The sequence below is a fragment of the Streptomyces sp. BBFR2 genome, from assembly GCF_044497305.1.
GTDB lineage: Bacteria > Actinomycetota > Actinomycetes > Streptomycetales > Streptomycetaceae > Streptomyces.
Window position 1 is genome coordinate 5,086,581 of the sequence record NZ_CP172415.1, and the last position, 21,211, is coordinate 5,107,791.

The window sequence follows — 21,211 nt, forward strand, 5'->3', positions numbered from 1 at the left end:
CGCGCCCGGCTCCCGGGACGCGCCCCTTCGGCCGCCGCCCGCGCCGCCCGCGCGGCCCCGCACCGCCCTCCCCGCTTTGTCCCGCCGCGCCCGTTGCGGGCCGAGTTGCCACCGAGCTGTCATGTATGCGTCGGGCACGGGACAGCGGCCCGCCGTCCGCCACCCCTGGAATCACCGGTGACAACCACCGTCAGGGGAGGGGCAGATGACCCAGCACGCAGCGCACGAGCAGGGGACGGCCGCGCACGACCAGGAGCTGCGGGACGCCGCCGCACACCTCGGACGGCGCCGCTTCCTCACCGTCACCGGCGCGGCCGCCGCGCTCGCCTTCGCCACCAACCTGCCGCGCCCCGGCGCCGCCCACGCCGCCGAGGCCGACCCGCGCCGCATCACCGAGAACCCGTTCACCCTCGGCGTGGCCTCCGGCGACCCGCAGCCCGGCTCCGTCGTCCTGTGGACCCGCCTCGCCCCCCGCCCCTACGAGCCCGGCAGCGGCATGCCCGCCGCCCGCGTCCCGGTCCGCTGGGAGGTCGCCTACGACGAGAAGTTCACCCGCCTCGCCGGCCGCGGCCGCGCCGACGCCCACCCGGAGTTCCACCACTCCGTCCACATCGAACCCACCGGCCTCGCCCCGGACCGCGTCTACTACTACCGCTTCCGCGCCGGCACCTGGATCAGCCCCGTCGGCCGCACCCGCACCGCCCCCGCCCACGGCGCCCGCAACACCGCCCTGCGCCTCGGCGCCGTCTCCTGCCAGGCGTACCACGACGGCTACTTCACCGCCTACCGCCACCTCGCCGACGAAGACCTCGACGTCGTCTTCCACCTCGGCGACTACCTCTACGAGTACGCCGTCCCCGCCAACGGCGGCGCCCGCAACTACACCGACCGCACCCTGCCCGACCGCTTCAACCACGAGACCGTCACGCTGGAGGACTACCGGCTGCGCTACGCCCTCTACAAGTCCGACCCCGACCTCCAGGCCGCGCACGCCGCCCACCCCTTCATCGTCACCTGGGACGACCACGAGGTGGAGAACAACTACGCCGCCGACACCAGCGAGGACGACGCCCCCCGCACGCAGTTCCTCGCCCGCCGCGCCGCCGCCTACCGCGCCTACTGGGAGAACCAGCCGCTGCGCCGCCCCCAGCTCCCCAACGGCGCCGACGCCCGCCTCTACCGCCGCTTCCGCTACGGACAGCTCGCCCAGTTCGACATCCTCGACACCCGCCAGTACCGCTCCGACCAGGCGTACGGCGACGGCTGGCACGCCCCCGGCCCGGAATCCGCCGACCCGGCGCGCACCCTCACCGGCGCCGCCCAGGAACGCTGGCTCCTCGACGGCTGGCGCTCCTCCACCGCCCGCTGGAACGTCCTGCCCCAGCAGGTCACCTTCTCCGAACGCCGCTCCACCACCGGCGACGCGTACAAGGTCAGCATGGACAGCTGGGACGGCTACCCCGCCTCCCGTGAGCGGCTGCTCACCGGCGCCGAGGCGGCGGGCGCCGACAACCTCGTCGTCCTCACCGGCGACGTCCACGTCCACTACGCCTTCGACATCAAGCGGGACTTCGCCCGCCCCGGCTCCCGCACCATGGGCGTCGAGTTCGTCACCACCTCGATCTCCAGCGGCAAGGACGGCGCGGACAAGCCCGCCAACTGGGACGCGTACATGGCGGCCAACCCGCACCTGAAGTTCTACAACGGCCGCCGCGGCTACGTGACCGTCACCCTCGACCAGGCCACCGCCCGCGCCGACTACCGCACCGTCTCCGCCGTCACCACCCCCGGCGCCCCCGTACGCACCGCCGCCTCCTTCGTCTCCGAGGCGGGCGCCCCCGGACTGAACCCGGCCTGACCGCGCTCCGGGGCGGACGGGCACCGCGCCCCCCCCGGCGGCCGGGCCCGCGCCCCGGGGCGGACGGTCGCCGGACCCGCCCGCCCCGGGGCTTCCGGTCCGCCCGCCCCGGCCGAACCGGCCGGAACCCGTCCGGCGCATGACACGATGGTGCGCGGCCATCAACAAAACTGGAGACGCTCATGACGGACGCCGCGCCCGGCACGGCAGAGAATCAGGACCTTCCCCCCATAACCGAGCGGGGCCCGGCGGCACAGCCGTCCGCGTCCCGCCGCACCGGACTCCTCCTCACTCTCGTCCTCGGCGGCCTCACCGCCGTCCCGCCGCTCTCCATGGACATGTACCTCCCGGCCCTCCCGGAGGTCACCCAGGCGCTGCACAGCCCCGCCGCCACCGTCCAGCTCACCCTCACCACCTGCCTCGCCGGCATGGCGCTGGGGCAACTCGTCGTCGGCCCGATGAGCGACAAATGGGGCCGCCGCCGGCCCCTGCTCGCCGGCATGGTCATCTACGTCCTCGCCACCGCGCTCTGCGCCTTCGCCCCCAACGCCGAGATCCTCATCGCCTTCCGCCTGCTCCAGGGCCTGGCGGGCGCCGCCGGCATCGTCATCGCCCGCGCCGTCGTCCGCGACCTCTACGACGGCGTCGCGATGGCCCGGTTCTTCTCCACCCTCATGCTGATCTCCGGCGTCGCCCCGGTCATCGCCCCGCTCATCGGCGGACAGATCCTCCGGATCACCGACTGGCGCGGCGTGTTCGTCGTCCTCACCGCCGTCGGACTCGTCCTGACCACCGTCGTCTGGCGCACCCTGCACGAGACCCTGCCGCCCGAACGCCGCCACGCGGGCGGCCTGGGGGAGACCCTGCGCACCATGCGCGACCTCCTCGCCGACCGGGCGTTCTCCGGCTACCTCCTCGTCGGCGCCTTCGGCTTCGCCGCCCTCTTCGCGTACATCTCCGCGTCGCCCTTCGTCGTCCAGGAGATCTACGGCGCCTCCCCGCAGACCTTCAGCCTGCTGTTCGGCGTCAACTCCGTGGGCCTGGTCCTGGTCGGCCAGCTCAACGGCAAGGTCCTGGTCGGCCGGGTCGCGCTGGACAAGGTCCTCGGCTGCGGACTGACGCTGATCGCGGTGGCCGCCACGGCGCTGCTGCTGATGTCGTCGGGCGTCTTCGGCCCGGTCGGACTGTTCCCGATCGCCTCCGGACTCTTCGTCCTGATGGCGTCGATGGGCCTGGTCATGCCCAGCACCAACACCCTGGCGCTGCTGCGCACCCCGCACGCCGCCGGCTCCGCCTCCGCGCTGCTGGGCACCTCCACGTTCCTCCTCGGCTCCGTGGCCTCCCCGCTCGTCGGCATCGCCGGGGAGCACACCGCCGTCCCGATGGCCGTCGTACAGCTCGGATGCGCCGTTCTGGCGCTGGCGTCCTTCCTCGGCCTGTGCCGCCCGTGGCAGCGTGGGGAGGGAACGGACAAAGCCACCACCGACGGAACGGCCAGGCTCTGAACACACCGAAACCACCCCCCGCCCCGGGCGCCACACCCGCCCCGTACGCACCGGTGCTCCGGCCCGGCACCCCCGCCGAGGCCGGACTCGACGCCGGCTGGACGGCGCGGCTGACCGACGGCGTCCGGGCCCTGCCGCACGGCCCGGACCCGTGGTGCGCGGGGGCCGTCGTCCTCGCCGGACGCGGTCGGGTCGTCGCCGTCGAAGCGGCCACCGGCTGGGCGGTCCGCCACCGCGCCTACGACCCGGCGACCGACCGCGGCGTCCCGCTACCCCGCGACGCCTGGGAGCCGATGCGCCCCGCCACCGTCTTCGACCTGGCGTCCGTCACCAAACTCCTCACCGCCCTCGTCGCCCTCCAGCACACCGAACACGGCACCCTCACCCTCGACGACGAGGTCCGCGCCACCCTCCCCGCCTTCGCCCCCGGCATCACCGTCCGCCACCTCCTCACCCACACCTCCGGCCTCCGCCCCGAACTGCCGCTGTACGAAGGCGGGAGCCGGGCCGAGCGGTTGGCGATGATCCGGGAACACGCCGCCGCCCCCGACGGCCGCCCCGGCAGCGGCCCCCGCTACTCCGACCTCAACTTCCTCGCCCTCCAACTGCTGCTGGAACACCGCACCGGCCGCGGCCTCGCCACCCTCGTCCGCGACGGCCTCACCGCCCCGCTCGGCCTGCACTCCACCGCGTACGGACCGCTCGCCCCGCAGGGCGTGGCGGCGACGGAGGACCAGCGGCGGCCCTGGGCCAAGGCCGACCGCGGCATGCTCCGCGGCGAGGTCCACGACGAGAACGCCTGGGCGCTCGGCGGCGTCGCCGGACACGCCGGCCTCTTCTCCACCGCCCAGGACCTCGCCGTCCTGAGCCGGACCTTGCTCAACGGCGGCGCGTACGGCACCGTCCGCGTCCTGCGGCCGGAGACCGTCGCCGCCCTCCTCGACCCGCCCGGCCTCGGCTTCGCCGTCGACCAGCCCTACTTCATGGGCGAACTGTCCGGCCGCGGCGCCGCCGGCCACACCGGCTTCACCGGCACCAGCCTCGTCCTCGACCGCGCCACCGACACCTTCCTGATCCTGCTCGCCACCACCGTCCACCCCCGCCGCCGCACCGCGGGCTCCGCGCCCCGCGCCGCGGCCGCCACGTGTCTGGCACGGGCGGTGGCGGAGTGGGACGAGGCGGGGCGAGGGGCGGGGTGAGCGGGCGGGGCGATGTCGGGGTTGTTCCCTAGGGGGCGGGTGGGCCCCCGGACTGACCCCTACCCGGTCGGCGGGGCACGGCCCCGGCCCCGACCCCCGGGAAGCCCCGGAGGTTTCCCGTAAGGGGAGGCCCGCCCGCCCCACCGGGACGTCACCCGCCGTCGCTCTCTCCCGTACGAGCAGCCGGTCCGGCCCCGACCCCCGAAAACCCCCGGAGGCTTCCCGTACGGGGCGCCCCTCGCCGACCCGTAAACTTGCCCGAATGCACGACGAACTGCGCGCCGCTCTGGCCGGCCTGCTCGACGGCCTGCCGCGCGCGGCGGCCACGCGGGCCGTCGACCGGTTGATCAGCCACTACCGCGGCACCACGCCCACCGACGCCCCGGTGCTCCGCGACCGTGCCGACGTCGCCGCCTACGCCGCGTACCGCATGCCCGCCACCTTCGAGGCCGTACGGTCCGCGCTGGCCGCGTTCGCCGCCCGGGCGCCGCGGTTCGCGCCGCGCACCCATCTCGACATCGGCGGCGGCACCGGCGCCGCCACCTGGGCCGCCGCCGCCACCTGGGACGGTCACCGCTCCACCGTCGTGGACTGGGCACAGCCCGCCCTGGACCTGGGCCGGGAACTGGCCGACGGCACCCTCTCCGGCACCGAGTGGCGGCGCGGGATCATCGGCGACGGCCTCACCGTCCCCGAGGGCACCGACCTGGTGACCGTCTCGTACGTCCTGGGCGAGCTGCGGCCCGAGGCCCGCCGCGCCGTGGTGGACGCCGCGGCCACCGCCACCGCCGTCGTCCTGATCGAACCGGGCACCCCGGACGGCTACCTCCGCATCCGCGAGGCCCGCGACCGGCTGACCGCCGCCGGCCTGCGGATCACCGCCCCCTGCCCGCACGGCGCCACCTGCCCGATCGTGCCCGGCGAGGACTGGTGCCACTTCTCCGCCCGGGTCAGCCGCTCCTCCCTGCACCGCCAGGTCAAGGGCGGCTCCCTGGCGTACGAGGACGAGAAGTTCGCCTACGTCGCGGCGCTCCGCCCGCCCGCGGCACCCGACGGGCCCGCGGCGCCCCGCATCGTCCGCAAACCGCAGCTCCGCAAGGGCCAGGTCCTCCTGGACCTCTGCACCGCCGAGGAGGGCCTGCGCCGTACGACGGTGACCAAGCGCCACGGCGACCGCTACCGCGCGGCCCGCGACGCCGCCTGGGGCGACACCTGGGAGTGAGCCCCGGGGTCCGTCCCGGGGCCCGTCCCCGCCCCGGGGGCCCGTGCCCGCCCCCGGGCCCGGCTCGCTCCCGCACCCCGAAGGGCGCGGCCCCTCGCCCCGAACCCCGGCCCCGCACCCCGAAGGCCGGGCCCGGCCAACCCGGCCCTGGCACCCCGAAGGCCCAGGTCCCGCGCCCCGGCCCCGCGCCCCGAAGGCCCGGCCCCTCGCCCCGAAGGCCGGGCCCGCGCCACCCGGCGCGGGAGAACCGGCCCCAGCGCCGAGGATCGCCCGGCCCTCCGGCCCCGCACCCCGAAGGCCGGGCCCGGCCAACCCGGCCCTGGCACCCCGAAGGCCCAGGTCCCGCGCCCCGGCCCCGCACGCCGAAGGCCGGGCCCGGCGCCACCCGGCGCGGGAGAACCGGCCCCAGCGCCGAGGATCGCCCGGCCCTCCGGCCCCGGAAGCGACGAGGCCCACGCTCCGAACGCCCGGCCCCGCGCCCCGAACGCCTCGGCCCGGCCCCACCCGGCGCGGGAGAACCGCCCCCGCGCCGAGAACCGCCTGACCACCAGGCCCCGGAGGCGAGGCCCGCGCCCCGCCTCCCACCCGGCCCCGTCTCTCCCCCCCCCGGGCCCGGCCCCACCCGGACCCGAAGGCCGCCTCCCCGGGACCGCTCCGGCCCCCGGCAGCTCCGAAGGGCGCCCTCACCGTGCGAGACGCCCCGTCTCGCCCCGTCCTCCCCGCTCGATACCATCGCCCCATGCCCCCCACCCCCGCGCCCAACGCCGCGCGCCGCAGCGAGCGGTCCCGCCGTGCGATCTTCGACGCCGCTCTCGCCCTGGTCGGCGAGGTCGGCTACCCGCGTCTGACCGTCGAGGGCATCGCCGCCCGCGCCGGGGTCGGCAAGCAGACGATCTACCGCTGGTGGCCCTCCAAGGCGGCGGTCCTGCTCGACGCGTTCACCCAGGGCGTCGAGAGCTACGGCGAGGGGCTGCCCGACACCGGCGACCTCGCCGCCGACCTGAAACACGTCATGCGGAACACCTGCGACGAGTTCAACGACCCGGCCTTCCAGGCGCCCTACCGCGCGCTCGCCGCCGCGGGCGCCACCGACGAGGAACTCTCCCGCGCCTTCGTCGCCCGCCTGCTGGAGCCCGGATTCGCCGTCTACGAGGCCCGGCTGCGCACCGCCCGGGAAGCCGGGGAGATCGACCCGGACGCCGATCCGCGCATCGTCACCGAGATGCTGCTGAGTCCCTTCTCACAGCGCTGGCTGATGCGCACCGGAGAACTCACCCACGCCTACACCGACACCCTCGTCGACCTGGTACTCCGCGCGGTCCGCCGCCCCGGCTGACCACCACGCCCGATGCCCGTTCCCCGAGGAGCGGAGGCAAATGCCCCGCTTCGTCCACCCCGTACGGGCCCCGGATCCTGACACAGGTCACCCGGAGCGCCGGATGGTGGCAGCATTGTTCCCAGACCACCGCTCGAATTGAGGGGATAGATGGAACGCAAGAGCAGGTTCTCCCAGTGGCTGCGCCGGCCGAGGAGCGGATCGGACGGCGACGAGACGGACACGGGATCGGCGGCCGCACGCGGCCGCGAGGACCTGCTGCTGGCGGCGGCCGACGCGGGCTTCCCCATCGCCCCCGCCGCCCACCCCTCCGGCTACGGCTGTTCCTGCGAACGCATCGGCTGTCCCACCCCCGGACGCCACCCCGTCTCCTTCGGCTGGCAGACCGTCGCCACCACCGACCGCGACAAGGTCGCCGCCTGGATCCGCACCCTCCCCGAGGCCAACTTCATCACCGCCACCGGCATCACCCACGACGTCCTCGACGTCCCCGCCGAAGCCGGCCGCACCGCCCTGGAGCGCCTGGAGGCTGCCTCCGTCGAGCTGGGCCCGGTCTCGCTGAGCGGCGCCGGCATCGGCGACGGCCGGATGCTCTTCTACACCGCCACCCGCGGCACCCCGGACGACGAGGACGAATGGTGGCCCTGCGAGCTGGACTGCCACCCCGAGACCCTGGACGAACATCCGGGCCTGCGCTGGCACTGCCGCGGCAGCTACGTCCTGCTGCCGCCGTCCCGCCTCCCCGGTGACCGGCCCGCCGTCTCCTGGCTGCGCGGCCCCGAGCGCCCGCTGCCCGACCCGCTGACGCTGCTGGAAACCCTCACCGACGCCTGCGCCGAGTTCATCGGCCGCACCCCCGACCACGAGACGACCGCCTGGCCCATCGGCCGCTGACCGGGGCCCGCCGGGACGCCCGGCGGGCCACCGCCGCACCGCGCCCCCGGCCACCGGCCGCCGCGCCGCACCCGGCGCCCGCGGCTACGGCACCTTCGCCGACGTCCGCGCCTCGACGTAGTTCAACACCGTGACCTTGCCGCCCGCGCTCTTCGCCGGGACCTGCACCGCCTGCGCCGTCAGATTCGTCAGCGTGATCTTCGTGGCCTGTTCCACCGGCTTGTCCATCACGCCCTGCACCTGCGGCGACACCTGCATCGTCGAGCCCTCGGACACCGTCTTCTGCTGGTGGTAGAAGCTCGCGAAGAACACCAGCGCACCGCCGTCCTCCGTGCGCAGCGCCACCGGAGTGAACCGCGCCGGCTGATCCAGCCACTGGATCCGCGATTCGAGCGTGCGGGACTTCGCGTCCCGGTCCCGGCGCCAGGCGTCGGTCCGCGGCCCCGGCGCGAACAGACCGCCCTCGCCGGTCCGCAGATAATCCGCGTACGCCGTGCTCAGCTTCCCCGGATCCACCACCAGACCGCTGTCACCGCCCACCGGCACCGGCTCCGCGAACCCGTCCGCGTCCGTCTTGAACCGCGGCGCCTGAGCGCCGGAGAGCGCCGTCATGTAGACCGCCCGCCACGGGGCGTCGGCGGCGTCACGGCTGAACACCAGGAACCAGTGGGAGTACCGCCCGCTGCCGTCCTTGCGGTTGGTGACCGCGTCGGCGACGAAGAAACGCGGCCACCCCGCCTGCTTCGGGACCGTGAAACGCGGGTCGCGGAAGGTCAGCGGGGCGGCGTGCGGATTGCCCCCCGGGCGGACGGCGTGCGACGCCTTGATGCCCGCCCGGTCGATCATCAGCAGCGCGTCCGACTCGTACGTGGGATTGACGGCCGGATCCAGCGTGCGGGCCGCCTTGTTGAAGCCCTTGGTGAAGTCCTGGAGCGCCTTGGCGGCGTCAGCCTTCGTCACCGCCGGGACGATCTCCCGCTCGCCGTGCACCGTCACGCACCCGGTCAGCATCGCCAGCGCCGCCGCTGCCGACGTCAGTGCGAGCGACACCCGGAACGGCGACCTGCGTGTCATGGGGCTCGGGCTCCTTCGGGGCGACCGGGGCGGACGCGGACGCCGCCGGGGTGGCAGGATTCGGCGCCACCCTACCGGGGGACAGGAACACCGCGAGCGTGGGGACCAGATACACCGCCCACACCACGACCTGAAGCACCGTCGGATCCGGCTGGAAGTTGAAGATCCCCTTCAGCAGCGTCCCGTACCAACTGTCCGCCGGGATCTGCTCGCTGATGTCGAACGCCAGGGACGACAGCCCCGGCAGCCAGCCCGCCTCCTGCAGATCGTGGAAGCCGTACGCGAGGACGCCCGCCGCGACGATCACCAGCATCCCGCCGGTCCAGGTGAAGAACTTCGCGAGGTTGATACGGACCGCGCCCCGGTAGAACAGCCAGCCCAGCACCACCGACGTGGCCAGGCCCAACAGCGCGCCGACCAGCGGCCGCACGCCGTCCTGCGCCGACTGCGCCGCCGTCCAGACGAACAGCGCGGTCTCCAGGCCCTCGCGCCCCACCGACAGGAACGCGGTCACCACCAGCGCCGTGGTGCCCATCGCCAGCGCCGCGTCCAGCTTGCCGTGCAGCTCCTTCTTCAGATGCCGCGCGGTACGCCGCATCCAGAACACCATCCACGTCACCAGGCACACCGCGATGACCGACAGCGAACCGCCCAGCGCCTCCTGCGCCTGGAACGTCAGCTCCTGCGAGCCGAACTGCAGCGCCGCACCGAACCCGAACGACAGCAGCACCGCGAGCCCGATACCCGCCCACACCGGACGCAGCGCCTCCCGCCGCCCCGTCTTGACCAGATAGGCGATGAGGATGCAGACGACGAGGCTGGCTTCCAGCCCCTCGCGCAGACCGATCAGATAGTTGCCGAACACGTCGGTCCCTTCTCTTCCTTCATGGCGTTCGTGACGTACGGCGCCGGTGGCGCGGGCGGTTCAGGCGGACGTGAACAGCGCCCGGCCCCACCAGTCGGCGGCGTCCCGGACACCCGGCACCACCGCGAACACCGCGGAACCGACGTGCTGGATGTACTCGTTGAGCGCGTCGTGCCGCGCCAGCTTCCGCTGCAACGGCACGAACCCGTGGCGCACGTCGCGCTGGTACGCGAGGAAGAACAGCCCCGCGTCCAGCCGCCCCAGCCCGTCCGTACCGTCGGTGAAGGAGTAGCCGCGGCGCAGGATACGGATCCCGCCGTTGCTGTCGGGGTGCGCCAGACGGACGTGCGCCGTCGGCAGCATCGACGGCAGATGCACCGCGTCCCGCTCATGGCTGCGGCCCGCCGGGGCGCCCTCGGCCTTGTCCCGCCCGAAGACGTCCTCCTGCTCCTTGAGCGAGGTGCGGTCCCACGTCTCGATGTGCATCCGGATGCGCCGCGCGACGAGGTACGAGCCGCCGGCCATCCACGCCGCACCGCCCTTCGCCTCCGACGGCGGCACCCACACGTGCTTGTCCAGTGCCTTCGGATCGTCGCCCGCGACGTTCTCGGTGCCGTCCTTGAAACCGAACATGTTCCGCGGCGTCTGCGCGCCCGGCGTCGTCGACGACGTCTTGCCGAAGCCCAACTGCGACCAGCGGATCGCGACCTTGCCGAAGCCGATCCGGGCGAGATTACGGATCGCGTGCACCGCGACCTGCGGATCGTCCGCACACGCCTGGACGCACAGGTCGCCGCCGCTGCGCGCCTTGTCGAGGTTGTCGCCGGGGAACTGCGGCAGATCGATCAGCGCGTCCGGCCGCCGGTCGGCGATCTTGAAGCGGTCCCTGCCGTCCTTGGTGAAGAGCGTCGGCCCCACGCCGAACGTCAGCGTCAGCCGGGACGGCGGCAGCCCGAGCGCCTCCCCGGTGTCGTCCGGCGGCGCCTCGGCGAGCCCGCCGACCGCGCCGTCGCCGACCGGGTCGCCCGCCGTCATCGCGGCAGCCGCCTTCGTCCACTCCTTGAGCAGCGAGATCAGCGCCTCGCGGTCGTCGGTGATGACGTCGAACGCCGCGAAGTGCAGCCGGTCCTGGACGGCGGTGGCGATACCCGCCTGGTGCGCGCCGTGGAACGGCACGGCCGCACCGGCGACGGCGTCCGCGCCCGCCGGAGCGGCGTCCCCGGACCGCAGCGCCACGGCGCTGCCGCCCGCCGCGACGGCACCCACCGCCAGCCCCGCACCGCCCCAGCCCAGCAGCTTCCGCCGCGACGGCGCCGCCTTCTCCGCGGCGGGCGCCGGCGCCGCGGGCGTCTCCCCGGCAGACCCGGTCACTTGGTCACCGCCACCGCGGCGGCCAGCTTCGACAGCGGCTCGGCCAGCGCGTTCACACTGTCCGACAGCTTCTTGCGGTCCGCCTTGCCGACCGTGTCGTACGCGACGAAGCCGTCGGCGGAGCCCTTGTCGCGGTGGTCGTCGAGCTGCGCGCGGATCGCGGTGAACTGCCGGTCCAGCTCCTTCGCCAGCTCCGGCTCGTTCTTCGCGACCACCGGCTTCAGCAGCTCGTACGCCTTCTGCGCGCCCTCGACGTTGCCCTGGAAGTCGACCAGGTCGGTGTGGCTGTAGAGCTCCTCCTCACCGGTGACCTTGCCGGTGGCGACCTCGTCGAGGAGTTCCTTGGCGCCGTTGGCCATGCTGGTCGGCGTGATGTCGGCGGTGCCGACGCGCTTTTGCCAGTCCTTCAGGTCGGTGATGAGCCGCGCGGCCAGCTTCTTGTCGTCCGCGGTGATCTTCTTCTCCTGCCAGAGGGACTTCTCCAGCCGGTGCCAGCCGGTCCACTTCTGGCCGTCCTCCAGCCCGTCGGCCCGCACATCGACCTTCGGGTCGATGTCCCCGAACGACTCGGCGACCGGCTCCGTCCGCTCCCACCCGACACGGGAGAGGGCGTACGTCTTCTTCGCCTCCGCGACGTCCCCGGCGCGCACCGCGTCGGCGAACTTCCGCGCGGCGGGCAGCGTCCGGTCCGCCTCCCGCTGGACGTAGGTGCGGTACGCGGCGACCGCGGCGTCCAGCCGCGGGTCCCGCTTCGCGTCGGCGCCCTTGCCCTCGGCGGTCACCTTCCGGCGGAAGCCGTCGCCCTTCATCCCGGGCTTGCAGGCGACCTCGTAGTGGCCCGGCTTGATCTCGGCGGTGATCTCCGCCTTGGTGCCGGGGCCGATGTTCTCCCGCTCGGTGACGATGCGGTCGCCGGGCGCGTAGACATAGACCTCGGTGACCTTGGCGCCCTTGTTCTGCACGGCGAAGCGGACGTGCCCGGCGGGGAACGTGTCACCCGACAGCTCACAGGCGCTGTCGCTCGCCGTCACCTCGATCACCCCCTTGCCGCCCTTGCCGTCGCTCTTGGCCGCGCAGCCGGAGACGACGGTCAGAGCCGAGGCCACGGCGATGGCGGCGACGACGGGTGAGCGGAGGGCTCGCATGCGGGGCTCCAGTGGAGGCGAGGAACGGGATGGGGGCGATAAGGCGGACCTAAGTTATCTGAGGCTTACCTGAAAGATGCCCTCGTACGCCCGTGATCCGGCTCTCACGGGACACGGCACGGTGACGGAACGGTCGGGATTCCGTCATGGGAGAGTCAGCGAAAAGTCAAGTAAGGAGCGGGGGCGCCAGGTGGTCATGACGGCCCCCTGCCCCGGGCTGTCGCCCACCGCGGGCCCCTGCGCCTGCGCCGCCAGCCCCGCCCGTCCCGCTTCCCGGCCCCGGGCTCCTGCCCTGGAGCGCGCCGCTTCGATGTGCGGTGCCGGGCCCGTACCGCGACCCGTGCCCGGCCCCGCCTCGTCGTGCCGCCGGACCCGCGCCCGCACCGCCTCGCCTTGCCCGCCCCGCTTCCCGGCCGGGCTCTGCCCCGGAGCGCGCCGCCTCGATGTGCGGTGCCGGGCCCGTACCGCGACCCTGTGCCCGGCCCGGCCCGGCCCGGCCCGGCCCCGCCTCGTCGCGCGGTGCCGGCTCTGCACCGCCGCCCCCGCCCCCACCCCGCCGCCGCGACTTCCCGCCCCCACGCGACGGAGCCGGGCGGGCGCCCCGTGAAGGGGGCGCGGCCGCCCGGCTCCGCCATGACGTGAAGGGGGCACCGCCCGCCCCGCGCGGCCGCGGTTCCGCGGGGGGCGGGCGGTGCCGGGAGCCCGGCCGGGCTCCGGTGTCCGTTACAGCGGGCGCGCCCACAGGTCGTACTGGAGGCCGCCGCCGTCGCAGAACGGGTCCGCCCACTTGCCGCTGGAGACCAGGTCCGTACCGGCCTCCTGGCAGCCGCTGAGCGTCCAGAACTTCTTGCCCGTCCAGACGGTTCCGGGCGGGCCGTCCATCGGCTTGTGCTGCGGGGCGGCGTGGGCGGCCGGTGCGACGGCCTTCGCCTCGGCGGCGGGCGCGGCGCTGGCGCCGGTCTGCGCCGCGCCGAGCGCGGCCACCGCCAGCGCGGCGGTCGCGAACGCGCTGCCGAGGATTCGCCTGTTACGCATGGTGTGCATCCTTTCCCCGTGGTGCGGGGCTCCGTCGCGGCCCCGTCCCCCTGCACACGGATCCGGGCACCGCCCCGTATGACATCACGCCATGTGACCTGCGTCACATGACAGTGGTCCCACAATGATCCGATGACCGACATCGAAGTGCTCCGGGTCTTCTGCGGTGACGACGGCGCGGGCGGCAACCCGCTCGGCGTCGTCCGCGACGGCGCCGCCCTGCCCGGCCGTGCCGCGCGCACCGCCCTCGCCGCCGGACTCGGCTACAGCGAAACGGTGTTCCTCGACGACCCCGCGCGCGGCGCCGTCGACATCCACACCCCCTCCGTCCGCCTCCCGTTCGCCGGCCACCCCCTCGTCGGCCTCGCCTGGCTGCTGCGCGACCTCGGCCACCCGCCCGCCGTCCTGCGCCCACCGGCCGGGGAGGTGCCCGTCACCTACGAGGGCGACACCGTCTGGGTGCGCGGCCGTGCCGCCTGGGTCACCGAACGCCGCTGCGTGCGGTACGGCTCACCCGCCGAGGTCGACGCGCTGCCCGCACCGCCGCCCGGCGAGGGCTGGCTGTACGCCTGGGCCTGGCAGGACGAGACCGCCGGAACGGTACGCGCCCGCGGCTTCCCCCGCCGTGGCGACGGGATCGCCGAGGACGAGGCGACCGGCGCCGCCGCACTCCTCCTCGCCGACGCCCTCGGCCGCCCCCTCGACATCCGCCAGGGCGCCGCCTCCCGCATCCTCACCCGGCCGGGCCCCGACGGCACCGTCGAGATCGGCGGCCGGGCACGCCGGGCCTGACACCGCAAGGAGAAACGCAAGGGGAGCCGCAAGGGGCGGGTCCGGGGCGAAAGCCGCCCCGGACCCGCCCCGCCCGGCCCCGCTGCCGCTACGCGCTCAACGGGAAGCGCTCGCTCAGCGCGTGGAAGACCGCGTCGTTCAGCGCGAAGGCCCGCTTGCACTCGTCGATGATCCGCTGCTTCTCCAGATCGTCCGCCGGGACCGCGTCCAGCAGCGCGCGGTACTCCCGCTTGAAGGCGGCCGGATTGGCGATCCGCTCGAAGACGTAGAAACGCACCCCGTCGCCCTTGGGCGCGAAACCCCACTCCTTCTCGGCGGTGGCGCGCAGCACCTGCCCGCCCGAGAGATCGCCGAGGTAGCGCGTGTAGTGGTGCGCGACGTAGCCGCCGGGCCAGTGGCGGGCGCAGTGCCGGATGCGGTCGGTGTACGCCACCGTCTCCGGCAGCGGCGCCACCCGCGCGCGCCAGGACGGGCCGTTGGAAATGAGCCAGATCCCGCGCCAGCTCCGGCGTCCGGGCCAGCTCCGGCCGGACGAACGGCCCGGCGACCGGGTCCCCGGCCAGCCGCTCCGCCGCCTCCTCCAGCGCGCCGTAGACGAACCAGAGCTGCTCGGTGTAGCAGCGGTAGGCGCGCACGCCGTGCCGGGCGCCGATCAGGTCGGCCAGGAATGAATCGCCCGAGGTGGCGTCGTGCTGCGGCCGTGAGGCGGTACGGAGCTGCGTCGAGAAGGCGGCGGGCTCGGACGAGGCCGTGCTGGTCGGTTCCAAGGCTGACCTCCGGGAACGGATGAAGTTAGGTATGCCTTAGTAGATGCTGGGCGGTCGCCCCGGTCAACCCGTTCCCGACGAACTGTCGGTAAAAACCTCGACGCGGGCGCACCGCGCGGCGAACGCGGTGCGCCCCGGGCCGGTCAGGGCAGCGTGAGGATCTCCGCGCCGGTATCCGTCACCACGAGCGTGTGCTCGAACTGCGCGGTCCGCTTGCGGTCCTTCGTGACGACCGTCCAGCCGTCGTCCCACATGTCGTAGTCGTACGAGCCCAGCGTCAGCATCGGCTCGATGGTGAACGTCATGCCCGGCACGATGTCCGTCGTGTGGTGCGGGCTGTCGTAGTGCGGAACGATCAGCCCGGAGTGGAACGACGTGTTGATGCCGTGCCCGGTGAAGTCCCGCACGACGCCGTAGCCGAACCGCTTGGCGTACGACTCGATGACGCGGCCGATGATGTTGATCTGCCGCCCCGGCCTGACCGCCTTGATCGCGCGGTTCAGCGCCTCCCGCGTCCGCTCCACCAGCAGCTTCGACTCCTCGTCGACATCGCCGCACAGATACGTGGCGTTGTTGTCGCCGTGCACACCGTTGATGTACGCGGTCACGTCCAGATTGACGATGTCGCCGTCCTTCAGGACGGTCGAGTCGGGGATGCCGTGGCAGATGACCTCGTTCAGCGAGGAACACAGCGACTTGGGGAAGCCGCGGTAGCCGAGCGTGGACGGGTACGCGCCGTGGTCGCACATGAACTCATGGGCCACCCGGTCGAGTTCGTCGGTGGTCACACCGGGGGCGATGATCTTGGCGGCCTCCTCCATCGCCTGCGCGGCGATCCGGCCGGCGATCCGCATCCGCTCGATCGTCTCGGCGTCCTGTACCTCGGGACCGCTGTACGGGGTCGGCGCGGCCTTCCCGACGTACTCGGGCCGCGGGATCGAGGCGGGGACGGGGCGGGTGGGGGAGATCTTCCCCGGGGCAAGAAGCGACTGGCCAGACATGCCAGCGAGTGTATCGGCGGGCCATCGGGCAGGATGGCGGCACGGAAACGGACCTCAGGAGGCGGCGATGGCGCTGTTCAAGAGACGGACCGAGGGCAGGCCCGGCGAGTGGTTCTACTGCCTGCGGCACCAGAAGGTGGAAGAGGGCCCCGAATGCCGGGCCGCCGACCGCTTCGGGCCGTACGCCACCCGCGAGGAGGCGGCCCACGCCATGGAGACGGCCCGCGAACGCAATCTGGAGTGGGAGACCGACCCCCGCTGGCACGACCGCGGCACCAAGGACGACCCGGAGTCCTGACCCCCGGGCGGCCCGCTCACCCGGCCCGCCCGGCCGGGGCGGCCCCCGCCGTCCGGCCCCGGATTTCCCCGGCCCGCGGCCCCCGAGCCCCGCCTCCCGTCGCCGTAACGGCGCATTTCCGCGATTTCGTATCGTTACTCTCCCGATTCTTGACGTTACGAGTGGTAGTGGCGTTCACTTCAGCCGTTCCGGCAGCCAACGGGGAGAGAAAAACGAAATGAACGCACGAACGCGCCATATGGTCACCGGCGCGCTGGCCCTTTCTCTGGCTCTGCCGCTGGCCGCCTGCGGAAGCGAACAGCCGAAGGCGCAAGGCGACAACAGCTCCATCGGATTGCTGCTGCCGGACAAGGCCCCGCGGTACGACACTTTCGACCGCCGCATCATGGCCGCGAAGATCGCCTCCCGCTGCCTGGAATGCAAGCTCGAATACCGCAATGCCCTGGGCGAGGAGGACACCCAGCGCCGCCAGTTCGAGGAGATGGTCCGCGACGGCATCCGCGTCATCGTCCTCGACGCGGTCGACGCCAAGGCGGCCGGCCCGTGGGTGGACGCCGCCGCGAAGAAGGGCGTCAAGGTCGTCGCCTACGACCGCCTCGCCGAGGGCGCCATCTCCGCCTACGTCTCCTACGACAACGAGAAGATCGGCAAACTCCAGGCGGAGGGCCTGGTCACAGCCCTGGGAGCGCGCGCCGCCACCGCCCGCGTGGTGATGCTGAACGGCTCGCCCGCCGACCCCAGTGCCGTCGCCTTCAAGAAGGGCGCCCACGCCGTCCTCGACCGCAAGGTCGGCCGGGTCGTCTACGAGAAGGACGTCGCCGGCTGGTCCATCCCACTGGCCCGGAAGAAGTTCGCCACCGCCCTGAACACCCTCGGCCCGACGGGATTCGACGCGGTCTACGCCGCCAACGACGGAATGGCGGGCGCCGCCGCCGACGCACTCGAAACGGCCGGAGTGCGCGACGTTCCGATCGGCGGCCAGGACGCCGAACTCGCCGCACTGCAAAGGCTGGTGAAGGGGGTTCAGTCCTTCACCGTTTACAAGGAAGTCCGGCCCGAGGCACAAACCGCCGGAGAAATCGCCGTCGATCTGCTCCAGGGAAAGAGCATCACTTCACAGGCTCCGGCAACCGTCGACAGCAAGAGCCGCTCGCATATTCCCGCGAAGCTCTTCAACGCACAGCTCGTCACCCGGAAAAACCTGGCGGACACCGTGATCCGCGACGGCGCGGTACGCCCCGACCTCATCTGCACCGCGGAGCTGGCCGCCGACTGCAAGGAACTCGGCATCGGCTGACGCACCCGCCGCCGCGCCGCCCCCGGCCGGGCCCGCCGCGCACGTCACCACCGACACCGCCGCGCCGCACCCGGCCCCCGGTGTCACCACCGCGGGGGCGGCGGCGCCGTCAGCGCGTCGGCCAGGCGGGAGAGCCGGTCGCGGAAGCCGCGGCCGCCGCGCGGGGCGGGCCCGTGGTTCTCCCCGGCGGCGGCGCTGACCAGATGCTGCACCGTGTCCAGATCGAGCGGCGAGGCGTCGGGGCCCTCGCCCGCCGACGGCGGCGCCGTCAGCGCGTCGTGGGCCAGCGTGCGCAGCTCACCGTCCCCGCCGTCCAGCGTCAGCACGGTGGCGCCGCCGCGCCGGGCGTCGTGCACCCGCTCCAGCAGCCCGGCGCCCGGCGCCCACGGCGAGACGACCAGCAGGGTGTCGCCCCGCCCGGCCGACGCCAGCCGGTCGGTGGTCACCGACAGATGCGCCGGGCTCCCGGCGGGCGCCCGGTGCCGTACCAGCGTCGGCGACAGCTCCGGCAGCCCCGACCAGGCCGCCTCGTCGTCCAGATGCGCCGCCAGATGCCACGGCTCGTACGCCTCGCCGCCCACCAGCAGCAACCCGCCGTGCGGGACGACCGAGGAGCGCAGCGCCCCGGCGAAGCGGCGGGTGGCCTGCAACCACTCCGTCCCGGCGAGAACATCACGCAGCAACGCGACCCGTACGGCATCCATGGCCCGGCATCCTCCCGTGGGCCCGCCCTCCCCCCGCGGCGGTCGACCCCCGCATCACCCGAAAGGGGACGCCGCCCCGGGGGCGCGCCGGTCGGGGCCGGGGCGCGCCGGTCGGGTACGCCGGGCAACGACGGGCGCGCCGGTCGGGTACGCCGGGCGCGCCGGTCAGGAACGCTCCGGGGCCTTCCCGCCCGGCGCCTCACGGGCCGGGGGTTCCCGGCCCGGCCGTCCTTGGCCCGGTGCTCCCCGGTACGGCGCTTCCCGGCCCGCCGTCGCGGCCGCTCCCGCGTCCTCCGCCTCCGCCGCGAGGTGGTCGCGGGGCGCGTCCGGGTTCCACAGCCGGTGCAGGCGGCCCGGTACGTCGCCGCCGATCAACGCCACCACCAGCAGCGTTCCGGCGAATGTCAGACCGGCCAGCGCGCCGCCCAGGGAGCGGCCCTCGGCCAGCCGCGCGCCCAGCACCGGCGCCACCGCGCCGCCCAACGCGCCCACGTTGTACGTGAAACCCAGCCCGGCGCCGCGGCCCGCGGTCGGGAAGTGGCCGCCGAGGTAGCGGGGCAGCAGCCCGGAGACCCCGGTGCTCAGCCCCTGGAGCACGAAGAGCGACGCCCCGAGCAGGAGCAGGTGGTCCGCGACCGCGAAGACCGGGAAGACGAAGAGCAGCGACGCCAGCAGCGTGCAGACGTACGCCCGCCGCGCCCCGAAGCGGTCCCCGGCGAACCCCGCCAGCCAGCAACCCGCCATCGTGCCGAACCCCGCGAAGTACAGGACGCCGGTGACCTGCCCCGCGTCGTAGTGCAGCTCCGTCTTCAGATACGTCGGCAGCAGCGCCTGGAGCGGCCAGCTGTAGAGGAACGCGACGAACACCGTGCCGCTCAGCGCGAGATACAGCACCCAGCCGCGGGCGCCGCCCAACTGCACCGCCAGCGCGACGAGGGCCAGCCCGCCCACCACCGCCAACTGCGGCACCGCGCCCGCGCCGACCGGTGTGAACACCCCGAAAAGCGCGGCCGCCGCCACCGCCGCGACCAGGGAGTTCACCGTCGCCCGCAGCGGCGTCGCCAGCAGCGGCCGGAAGGGGTTAGGCGCCGCCGCCCCCGCCCCGGCGGCCGCCCGCCACTCGGCCGTCTCCGGCAGCGACCGGCGCACCCACCACGCCACCGTCAGCGGCACCAGCCCCAGATAGAACATCCAGCGCCAGCCCAGCGCCGGGACGACCCACTTGTAGCACTCGGCGGCGGCCACCGAGCCCAGGGAGAAACCGGAGATCAGAAAGCCGCTCGCCCGGCCCCGGAACCGGGCCGGCCAGCTCTCCAGGACATACGTCGCGCTCGCTCCGTACTCACCGGCCATGCCCATGCCGATCAGCAGCCGGGCGGTGAAGAGGCTGGTGTGATCCCAGGCGAAGCCGCAGGCGAACGTGGCGCACGAGTACAGCGCGATCGACGCGGTCATGGCCGTCTTCCGCCCGAAGCGGTCGCCGACCGCCCCGAGCACCGCACCGCCCAGCCAGCGGGTGATGAACGCCCCCGACACCAGGCTCGCCGCCTCCACCGTGTCCAGGCCGAACTCGTCGGCGATCTCCGTCAGGACGAGCGTGATCAGGACGAAGTCGAAACCGTCGAGGACGTAACCGAGCCAGGCGGCGAAGAACGCCTTCCACCGGGCACGGCCCACCTCCCGGTACCACGGAACGCCGCCCCGGGGCGGCTGCTGCACAGTGGGCACGGTGCCTCCCAAGGGGCCGGACGTGCGCGGTCTACGGGGGTGGCGCGGGCCTCACCGCGCCGGGAGCAGTCCGGCGGCGGTCAGCAGTCGGCCGACCTCGGCGACGGCCGCCGCGTCCAACGGGAGCTGGGGCGCGGCGGTCGTGCCGTGCGCGAGGACGCCGCGCAGCGCCAGCGCCGCCTTGAACGCCCCGAGCGCCGACGAACTGCGCCCCATCGCCTCCTCCGGGCCGACGTCCACCATGGCGAACAGCGCCGCCAGCCGCTCCTGTTCGGCGGCGGCCGCCGCCCAGTCCCCGGCCCGCGCCGCGTCGTACAGGCGGACGTACCCGGCCGGGTCGACGTTGCCGAGGCCGGGCACCACACCGTCCGCGCCCGCCAGCAGCGCGGCGTCCACGGTCAGTTCGGAGCCGGTCAGCACCGTGAAGCCGGGCGCCGGGCCGGTGCGGCGCCCGGTGCGGCCGCCCAGCGCGACCAGCAGCCGCCGCAGCCCGCCCTCGTCGCCGCTGCTGTCCTTGAGCCCGGCCAGCGTGGCGTCCGCCGCCAGCTCCCGCACCAGCGCGGCGGGCAGCTTGGTGTGCACGGCGACCGGGATGTCGTACGCGAAGAGCGGCAGGCCGGCGGTGGCGCGGATCCGGCGGAAGTGCGCGGCGATCTCGCGTGGATGGGTGCGGGTGTAGAACGGCGCGGTGGCCACGAGGGCGTCGGCGCCGAGGCGGGCGGCGGTGGCGGCGTGGGCGAGGACGCGGCGGGTGGTGGTGTCGATGACGCCGGCGAGCACCGGGACGCGGCCCCCGGCCGCCCGGACGACGGTGTCGAGGACCTGGGCGCGCTGCTCGTCGGTGAGGTAGGCGACCTCTCCGGTCGAGCCCAGTGCGAACAGCCCGTGGACGCCGCCGTCGAGGAGGTGGTGCACCAGGCGGGTGAGGGAGGCGGTGTCGACGTCACCGGACGGATCGAGCGGGGTGCAGACCGGGGGGACGACGCCGTGCAGCGGTGCGGGCAGTGCCATGGGCTCTCCAGCGGTGGTGCGGGTCGGGCGGACGCGCTCGGGCGCACCGTCCCATGGGACATCGGACATGGGATGTCCTATGTCTTGGGTCACAATAGCCCCGTGGACA

Annotated in this window: 18 protein-coding genes and 1 pseudogene; 9 read left to right on the plus strand and 10 right to left on the minus strand. The window is 74.1% G+C overall.

Features of this window, described 5'->3' with window-relative positions; translation table 11 throughout:
* The first annotated feature begins 205 nt into the window (after positions 1 to 205).
* From ACGH2B_RS20680 to ACGH2B_RS20705, 6 genes are all read left to right on the plus strand, one after another.
* Positions 206 to 1,858, plus strand: coding sequence for an alkaline phosphatase D family protein (locus tag ACGH2B_RS20680; RefSeq protein ID WP_399091761.1), 1,653 nt, complete (start codon positions 206 to 208; stop codon positions 1,856 to 1,858).
* Positions 1,859 to 2,040: 182 nt separating this feature from the next.
* Positions 2,041 to 3,363, plus strand: coding sequence for a multidrug effflux MFS transporter (locus tag ACGH2B_RS20685; protein ID WP_399091764.1), 1,323 nt, complete (start codon positions 2,041 to 2,043; stop codon positions 3,361 to 3,363).
* Between the two features lie 53 nt (positions 3,364 to 3,416).
* Positions 3,417 to 4,562, plus strand: coding sequence for a serine hydrolase domain-containing protein (locus ACGH2B_RS20690; RefSeq protein ID WP_399091767.1), 1,146 nt, complete (start codon positions 3,417 to 3,419; stop codon positions 4,560 to 4,562).
* A 262-nt stretch (positions 4,563 to 4,824) separates the two neighbouring features.
* Positions 4,825 to 5,784 carry a small ribosomal subunit Rsm22 family protein gene (locus tag ACGH2B_RS20695; protein WP_399091770.1) on the plus strand — a complete coding sequence of 320 codons (960 nt, stop codon included), beginning with the start codon at positions 4,825 to 4,827 and terminating at the stop codon, positions 5,782 to 5,784.
* 739 nt (positions 5,785 to 6,523) lie between these two features.
* Positions 6,524 to 7,120, plus strand: coding sequence for a TetR/AcrR family transcriptional regulator (locus tag ACGH2B_RS20700; RefSeq protein ID WP_399091773.1), 597 nt, complete (start codon positions 6,524 to 6,526; stop codon positions 7,118 to 7,120).
* A gap of 150 nt (positions 7,121 to 7,270) precedes the next feature.
* Positions 7,271 to 8,014: a bifunctional DNA primase/polymerase gene (locus ACGH2B_RS20705; RefSeq protein ID WP_399091776.1), complete on the plus strand. Its 744-nt coding sequence runs from the start codon at positions 7,271 to 7,273 to the stop codon at positions 8,012 to 8,014.
* Between the two features lie 84 nt (positions 8,015 to 8,098).
* Here ACGH2B_RS20705 and ACGH2B_RS20710 read toward each other — a convergent pair whose 3' ends face one another.
* From ACGH2B_RS20710 to ACGH2B_RS20730, 5 genes are all read right to left on the minus strand, one after another.
* Entirely contained in the window at positions 8,099 to 8,974 is an 876-nt protein-coding gene (locus ACGH2B_RS20710) for a hypothetical protein (protein WP_399091779.1), read from the minus strand.
* Positions 8,961 to 9,953, minus strand: coding sequence for an iron uptake transporter permease EfeU (efeU, locus tag ACGH2B_RS20715; RefSeq protein ID WP_399091782.1), 993 nt, complete (start codon positions 9,951 to 9,953; stop codon positions 8,961 to 8,963). Before efeU ends, ACGH2B_RS20710 begins: the two co-directional genes overlap by 14 nt.
* Before the next feature lie 60 nt (positions 9,954 to 10,013).
* Positions 10,014 to 11,324 (minus strand): iron uptake transporter deferrochelatase/peroxidase subunit, encoded by a 1,311-nt coding sequence (efeB, locus tag ACGH2B_RS20720; protein ID WP_399091785.1) that lies wholly within the window; start codon positions 11,322 to 11,324, stop codon positions 10,014 to 10,016.
* The gene (gene efeO / locus ACGH2B_RS20725) at positions 11,321 to 12,469 is read right to left on the minus strand and encodes an iron uptake system protein EfeO (protein WP_399091788.1); all 1,149 of its coding nucleotides are present in this window, start codon (positions 12,467 to 12,469) and stop codon (positions 11,321 to 11,323) included. The genes efeB and efeO overlap by 4 nt, the downstream gene beginning before the upstream one ends.
* 723 nt (positions 12,470 to 13,192) lie before the next feature.
* Positions 13,193 to 13,504, minus strand: a complete 312-nt coding sequence (locus ACGH2B_RS20730; RefSeq protein WP_399091791.1) for a hypothetical protein — start codon at positions 13,502 to 13,504, stop codon at positions 13,193 to 13,195.
* A gap of 132 nt (positions 13,505 to 13,636) precedes the next feature.
* Between ACGH2B_RS20730 and ACGH2B_RS20735 the strand changes: the two genes are divergently transcribed.
* Positions 13,637 to 14,296, plus strand: a complete 660-nt coding sequence (locus ACGH2B_RS20735; protein WP_399091794.1) for a PhzF family phenazine biosynthesis protein — start codon at positions 13,637 to 13,639, stop codon at positions 14,294 to 14,296.
* A gap of 88 nt (positions 14,297 to 14,384) precedes the next feature.
* Here the strand turns inward: ACGH2B_RS20735 and ACGH2B_RS20740 are convergent.
* Together ACGH2B_RS20740 and map are read right to left on the minus strand one after the other, a co-directional pair.
* Positions 14,385 to 15,063: pseudogene (locus tag ACGH2B_RS20740) on the minus strand (heme oxygenase (biliverdin-producing)).
* 143 nt (positions 15,064 to 15,206) lie between these two features.
* Positions 15,207 to 16,064 (minus strand): type I methionyl aminopeptidase, encoded by an 858-nt coding sequence (gene map / locus ACGH2B_RS20745; RefSeq protein ID WP_399091797.1) that lies wholly within the window; start codon positions 16,062 to 16,064, stop codon positions 15,207 to 15,209.
* A 67-nt stretch (positions 16,065 to 16,131) separates the two neighbouring features.
* On the opposite strand from map, the gene ACGH2B_RS20750 reads away from it, so the two are divergent.
* Entirely contained in the window at positions 16,132 to 16,362 is a 231-nt protein-coding gene (locus ACGH2B_RS20750; RefSeq protein WP_399091800.1) for a hypothetical protein, read from the plus strand.
* A 217-nt stretch (positions 16,363 to 16,579) separates the two neighbouring features.
* The gene (locus tag ACGH2B_RS20755; RefSeq protein ID WP_399091803.1) at positions 16,580 to 17,659 is read left to right on the plus strand and encodes a substrate-binding domain-containing protein; all 1,080 of its coding nucleotides are present in this window, start codon (positions 16,580 to 16,582) and stop codon (positions 17,657 to 17,659) included.
* 83 nt (positions 17,660 to 17,742) lie between these two features.
* Here ACGH2B_RS20755 and ACGH2B_RS20760 read toward each other — a convergent pair whose 3' ends face one another.
* The 3 genes from ACGH2B_RS20760 to ACGH2B_RS20770 form a co-directional block, all read right to left on the minus strand.
* Positions 17,743 to 18,363 (minus strand): hypothetical protein, encoded by a 621-nt coding sequence (locus ACGH2B_RS20760; RefSeq protein ID WP_399091806.1) that lies wholly within the window; start codon positions 18,361 to 18,363, stop codon positions 17,743 to 17,745.
* A 165-nt stretch (positions 18,364 to 18,528) separates the two neighbouring features.
* Positions 18,529 to 20,091 carry a sialate:H+ symport family MFS transporter gene (locus ACGH2B_RS20765; protein WP_399091809.1) on the minus strand — a complete coding sequence of 521 codons (1,563 nt, stop codon included), beginning with the start codon at positions 20,089 to 20,091 and terminating at the stop codon, positions 18,529 to 18,531.
* A 51-nt stretch (positions 20,092 to 20,142) separates the two neighbouring features.
* Positions 20,143 to 21,102 (minus strand): dihydrodipicolinate synthase family protein, encoded by a 960-nt coding sequence (locus tag ACGH2B_RS20770; RefSeq protein ID WP_399097181.1) that lies wholly within the window; start codon positions 21,100 to 21,102, stop codon positions 20,143 to 20,145.
* Positions 21,103 to 21,211 lie beyond the last annotated feature (109 nt).